The organism is Paraburkholderia sp. UYCP14C, from assembly GCF_004197395.1.
Taxonomy (GTDB): domain Bacteria; phylum Pseudomonadota; class Gammaproteobacteria; order Burkholderiales; family Burkholderiaceae; genus Paraburkholderia.
Genome location: NZ_SELS01000248.1, coordinates 1 through 1,414, shown reverse-complemented (window position 1 = coordinate 1,414; position 1,414 = coordinate 1). Strand labels below are relative to the sequence as shown.

General features: G+C 59.0%; 1 protein-coding gene. It reads right to left on the bottom strand.

Features of this window, described 5'->3' with window-relative positions; genetic code table 11:
- Window positions 1-823: 823 nt before the first annotated feature.
- A partial coding sequence (locus EVC45_RS44620; RefSeq protein WP_168991680.1) for a site-specific integrase occupies window positions 824-1,414 on the bottom strand: 591 nt, incomplete at its 5' end.

Below are 1,414 nucleotides of genomic sequence, written 5' to 3'. Positions count from 1 at the left end.
GGGCGATGCTAGCTCACGACGAAGCCTACGATCCGCTCGCCTGGCAGCGCTATCGCGCGCCGGCTGCGACCGTGTAATACCGCGCACTTCCCGCCACGCTGCAACGTGCAATAGCAACATGAGGTCAGACCGAACGGGAACAAACCCCGGCTATCCTGCTGGCCAGCCCCATTCCGCGGCGGTTGATCCCCACTGCGCAGGCTGCGTCTCGGATGGAATTGGGAGTTCCCGTGCGGCTTCGATATGGTGGCCCGCGCCGGCAGTTCTGGCGCAAGAAGGCCGATTACAGGGATGCAGTCTGCCGCCTCTACTGCCAGGCACACGCGCAGCACCTACAGCTTCGCGGCAAAGGAATCGCAAATCACGCGAACATTAAAAATCAGGTCGTACACCGTACCGGGCAAACGTCGTGCGCAGAGGTTCACCCCTTCGCGCAAATCCCCCGCATACCCGTGAAGTCGGTAGGTAGCAGCCCGCACAAATAGAATGAGCATTGATTACGAGCGGTGCCAACGCGCAGCGCAGAAAAACGTGTCACACGTGCAGCAACCCTGCGTAACGAGAGGGCTGAAAGCGCAAATAGATTGAGTAACCCGTGCGCATCAAAGCACAAACGGAGACGATCATCCACGGCCCATAAACCGCAGTTGACATACAGCGAAAGTCCTTACAGCAGGATAGGCTAGCGCCGGTTTTTGGCGCCCTAAAGAGCCAACGCTTCAATTCTAGACGCTTGTCCACACTGCCACCACACCATCAACGTGCCCGCCCAGCCATACGCGGTTGCCGATACAGAGGCACCGTTGGCATAGGCGGAAAATGTCTACGGCACGGCCACCCTCGTTGACTCGGCAAGCGGCAGCCGACCAGCGCAGTACAAACCCCATTCCTCCATCATCAGACGCCGTCGCTCAAGTTGATCTCGGCGCCGATAGGCGGCCACCGTCTGTGAAGTAATGACGTGCGCCAATGCTTCTTCCGCAAGCGAATCCGGATAGTCCGTGCATTCGGCGACCCAGTCCCGGAACGATGAACGAAATCCGTGAACGGTGATTCCGAGCCACGACATGCGTTTCAGAAGAGTCAACATCGCCATGTTTGACAACGGTCGCCCTTCCTTGCAGCCGGGAAACAGATAACCGTATTTCGCCTTCGGCAATGCGCTGCGCACTATTTCGACCGCTCGCTCACAAAGCGGCACGCGGAGCGGTCGGCCGCTTTTCGTGCGGTCGCCGGGAATGGACCAGATACGATGGTCCAGATCGAATTCTTCAGGCCGCGCAAAACGCACCTCATTCGTACGCGTCGCCGTCAGGATGAGCAGATGCAGTACCCGCGCGGCACGCCGGGGACGTTGCTCCAGGTCATGGACAAAGGCTGGCAGTTCTTCCCAAGAAAGTGCCGCGTGATGTTT